We start from the raw sequence: 4,759 nt of genomic DNA, 5'->3' as shown, positions 1-4,759 counted from the left end.
AGCCAAAGAAGAGCTGTTCATCGGTGCGATATTGGATCAGAGTTCTTCCAATCCAGATGAGTTTACGATTTCCGCTCCGGATTTTAATAATGGCTTGGCCATATTTATGATCACTAATGTATCAACTCAGGAACAAGCAACAATTTCGCTTGATCTGGCAACAGGGGAAGAGACATTTGCTGATCCCAATGGCATCTTTGCAGATTTGGCAGCTGACGACAGTGTCACCTTTAGCATTGATTACCGAGTAAGTGATGGCCAAGGCAGGTCGGATGATTCTGTGCAAGCGATCAGCATTGCAGGTTTAACGCCGCCACCGACCGACGATCCGGAGATCGTTCCTGTTCCTGAAAATAACTTGGATGGCTTGACGTTTAATAAGTTGGACAATTCGAGTGATCCAATTACGTTACGGTTGAGTGAGGTTTCAGATCCAATCATCGAAAAACCTGAAGATTTTTTCTTGGAAGTTTCAGGGGCAATTGGAGATATTAATGCTGGCTTGGTTGAGTATACGTTTACCACCAATCTAGGCACTGCAACTCTCGCTTTAACGGATCGAGGCTTGGAAACCTGGATGGATCCAGATTCAGCTTTTATTGGCTTGGCTCAGGATGAAAATGTAGTGATAACAATAGAATATCAAGTAATCGATCCTGAAGGTCGGACGATACCGTCGTTTCAAGCGATTACGGTTGAGGGTGTAAATACACCGCCGGTTGATGGCGATGAGATCCGATTCATTAAAGAAAACAAACTGAATGAATTTGTCCTCAACAAACTTGAAAATGCAACAGACGTTGACACTCCTAAAGAACTACTATTTTTGAGTGCAGTTTCAGATCCGGATATATTGAGCAAACCTGCTGATTTTATGCTTGAGGTTTCAGATGCCATTGGGGATATCAGTGCTGGTTTGGTTCGTTACGAGTTTACAACTGATCGTGGTGTTGCAACGCTTAGTTTGACCGATAAAGGAATTGAAACTTTTGATGACCCTGACGGTGCTTTTTTGGGACTGGTTGATGGTGAACAAGTCAAGATCGTTATTGATTATGTCGTTAGTGATGGTCAGGGGGGGACGGATAACTCTTTTGAAAAGCTGATTATTGTTGGCAAAGGAGATCCGTTGATCGATGGTGATGAATTTGTAATGGTCAATGAAAATGAAGTTAATGGTTTCGCTTTTAATAAACTTGAAAATGCGAATAGACTGCCTGAAGACCTTCTAATTAGTGCAGTTGGTGAGCTTGAATCTTCCAATCCTGAAAGTTTCACAATTAGTTTGGATAGTCCTGATCTAAGCGATGGTGAGGTTATATTTGTGATTGAAAATGTTGCTACACAAAAAACCGCCGAATTTATCTTGGACGTTGCAACGGGAGAAGAAGTGTTTTTTGACCCTAAGTTCATCTTTCGTTCTTTGTTTGAATCTGAGAGTGTAACTTTTACCATTGATTACGAGGTTAGTGATGGTGCAGGTGGAGCTGATACTTCGACCCAAGAAATTATTATTAAGGGGGAATCACCGATTGCGTTAGGAGAGACCAGTAATATTGTTCTCTACCTAAGCAATGGACTTGCAGGAGATGATTTGGATGTCAAAAAGGTTAAATTTGAAGGAGGGGATCAAGAACAATTTGCATTTGTTGATGATTTAATGGACTGGGTCGATGACAATGAATTATCACTTGGTGATTTTACAGATTTTATCGCGTTTGCATTCAAGCAGGGTAACAATTTTGAGGAAAATTTAATGATGGCAGGAGGTGAGGGGCAATTGGTTACATTGGAAGATGGAATTCAAAAGTGTCCAGAAGAATGTACTGATATCGAGCGTTTAAATGATGATGTTGTCTTTTTAGAGGATCTTGTTGGAACTTCGCTTGAGGGTGGAGTCTTCTTAGAGGATAACCAATACATCGATGGAGGGATGTTTTAGAAGTCGGTATGCCCGTGCTAGGTATATCAAGCAACAAAACGAGCAATGAGTTGTTCAACAAATGCAACTAAAACTTCACTACTTTACCGTAGAATCCCTACTTTTAAAAAATAGCAAACGATTTCAAGGCACTACGAGGTCGGGGTTCCTGTTTTTGTTTTTACAGGATTGACTAGACAAATTACCATGGCTATAAAATGACTCATAATACGGAGGAAGCCATTGATCGCATGTCTTGGATTGTTAAGAAAAACATACAAGACACAATTACCCACTTGACATTAGATGTGATAGCAACTCCATTCTGCTGTACAGGAGAGTAAATCATGGATTGGAACAAACTAAAAACTTTTTATAATGTGGCTAGATTCTCCAACATATCAAAAGCTGCAAACACTATGAATTTAAGCCAATCTTCTGTCAGTCGGCAGGTTTTGGCTTTAGAAGACAGAATTGGAAGGCCTCTTTTTGTACGTGCAAAAGCAGGACTGATTTTAACTGAGGAAGGAACTTTGCTTTATGAAAGTACTGAAAAAATGCTTGAGGAAGCTGAAAAAGCCCAATCTAAAATTGCTGAAATAAGTAAAGAAACGCTTGGGAAAATAAAAATTGCTACAACAAACTCGTTGGCTTCTTTTTGGCTACCTCAATACATACCTGATTTTCTCAATATCTATCCCAAAATTAGAATAACTATCATTGCTAGTGACGAAAACTTAAATTTACGAACTAGAGAGGTTGATGTAGCCATTAGAACATATGTGGACAACCAACCAACTTTAGTACAGGAATATCTTACATCGTTTCATCTAGGACTATATGCAAGTAAGAAATATTTGGAAGAATTTGGAATGCCAGAAAAAGAAAAGGATTTAGATAACCATAGGTTGCTGACTTTCGGAAACCACGGTATACACATGTATGGAAACATTAATTGGATTTTAGAAGTTGGCGCCCATTCCAATACTCGAACTCCGTATTTGTCTGTTAATTCTTCCCAGGGTCTACATATTATGGCAACTAAAGGCATGGGAATAGCAGCTCTTTCACAAGAGTACGCACAAAAAAACTCCCAACTAATAAGGGTATTACCCAAACTAAATGGGCCGGTTATGAAAATATACTACATATATTCTCACAAATTTTCTGAAATTAAGCGGATAAAATATTTTGGAAAATTTCTTAAAGAGAAATTAATAACAAGAAGTATTTAATTACATAAAAACGTTAATCTAATTAATACAAAAGGTAGTTTACAATGTCAATTTTTACGAACAAAAATATCGCCGCCATTACACCTTTGCTAACTCATTGTTTGAACACCAGCATACTCTCACTGAACATCCCTGAATGCTATTGGGATATGGTTGCATTCAATAATGCAAAAAACAAATACTACTATGCAAACATAGCGCTTTTAAAATTAATAAGAAGATGTAGACTCACCATAGTTAGGACGGTTGGTTGTTATTAAGATTAGGATGCTTAGGAAAAGCGGAGTGCGTAGCCTCCCTTGCACTTTGCTCGGACCTTGAATATGAAGGAGGTTGGATTGGCGTCTCCTCCTTCTATTCTTGCTGTGGTAGCGTTTTGCACAACATCAGAAAACCATACAAGCACAGAGGATAACAGAAATTAGCACTGGCTTTGATTCGGACTTCTGATCTTGGATATGATGCAGTTGCCCAAAAAGCAAAATTTTTCTTAGAAACACGGCGGTCATCATTCAGCACGGGTATAGACCCACCAGGCAAATTGTCCTATCCTTTAGATTATGGACACACAAGCCAAGCAAGTGGTGACGATTCGCGTATGATTGATTTGATAAAGACAGGGCTGACCTTGTATTTTATTTTACCCTTAATTGGTATTTTTGGCCTATACCTAAGCTTTCGTTTGCGGTTCATCCAAATCTTAAAACTAAAAACCTCGTTTCAGTTGGTGCAAACTCAAAAGCAAAAAGGGGGAATTTCTACCTTTAACGCCCTGGCGGCAATTTTAGGTGGTAACCTGGGAACTGGTAATATTTCAGGGATTGGGGTAGCACTTGCAGCAGGTGGTCCTGGAGCCCTATTTTGGATGTGGGTGATGGCCTTGCTAGCATCGTTGGTCAAGTACGTTGGTTGTTACTTAGGTGTTCATTACCGGCAAAAGGATTCAGCAGGAGAATACGTGGGAGGACCTATGTATTACCTGGAGAAAGGACTCAAAGCGCCTAGTCTCGCTAAGCTATTTTGTGTGCTGACCGTTACTTCAGCCCTGACGGTTGGCAATCTAGTGCAGGTGCACTCACTATCTTTGCCTATTAAAGAATTAAGTATTGCACCGTGGGTATTTGGGGTCGGTCTTGCTGCTCTGGTTGGGGGAGTGATTTGGGGAGGTTTGCAGCGGTTTGCTCACGTTGTTTCTGCGCTTGTACCTTTGATGGCATTGATCTACGTTAGCACCTGTGTGGTGATTTTGGTGTTTTTCTATGATCAAATTGTGCCAGCACTCGCACTGATTGTTAGCTCAGCCTTTTCCTCATCTTCAGTGACAGGGGGGATGTTGGGGTATACCTTGTTTGAGGCGATTCGCTCTGGCTTTGATCGAGGATTATTTGCCACAGATTCTGGTTTAGGGTTGGCTCCTATTATCCACGCTGCTGTAACCGATACCCATGAGAGCCTCGATAACCGAGTGGTGCAGGGCTTGGTGAGTATTTTATCACCGATCATTGTGATGGTTGTCTGCACGATGACTGGAACCGTGTTGCTGGTTACAGGAGCCTGGCAAGATCATTGTCTGCAAAGCACTCGTACGTGTATCGAAGCCTTT

At 40.6% G+C, this 4,759-nt stretch carries 4 protein-coding genes; all 4 read left to right on the top strand.

The genetic code is table 11. The features are described from left to right. The coding region (locus ABFQ95_07655; protein ID MEN8237395.1) for a hypothetical protein at positions 1-1,942 on the top strand (1,942 nt) is incomplete at its 5' end. A gap of 197 nt (positions 1,943-2,139) precedes the next feature. Then, on the top strand, positions 2,140-2,265 hold the full coding sequence (locus ABFQ95_07650) for a hypothetical protein (GenBank protein MEN8237394.1): 126 nt from the start codon (positions 2,140-2,142) through the stop codon (positions 2,263-2,265). A 3-nt stretch (positions 2,266-2,268) separates the two neighbouring features. Beyond that, on the top strand, positions 2,269-3,156 hold the full coding sequence (locus tag ABFQ95_07645; GenBank protein MEN8237393.1) for a LysR family transcriptional regulator: 888 nt from the start codon (positions 2,269-2,271) through the stop codon (positions 3,154-3,156). A 433-nt stretch (positions 3,157-3,589) separates the two neighbouring features. Further along, a partial coding sequence (locus ABFQ95_07640; GenBank protein ID MEN8237392.1) for an amino acid carrier protein occupies positions 3,590-4,759 on the top strand: 1,170 nt, incomplete at its 3' end.

It is taken from the genome of Pseudomonadota bacterium (assembly GCA_039714795.1).
Taxonomy (GTDB): Bacteria; Pseudomonadota; Alphaproteobacteria; order JAGOMX01; family JAGOMX01; genus JBDLIP01.
This window is presented reverse-complemented; position numbering and strand designations above follow the sequence as displayed.

Excerpts from the sequence above, each read along its gene's own strand:
- ABFQ95_07650 (MEN8237394.1), top strand. The coding sequence starts at position 2,140 with ATGACTCATAATACGGAGGAAGCCATTGATCGCATGTCTTGGATTGTT.
- ABFQ95_07645 (MEN8237393.1), top strand. The coding sequence starts at position 2,269 with ATGGATTGGAACAAACTAAAAACTTTTTATAATGTGGCTAGATTCTCC.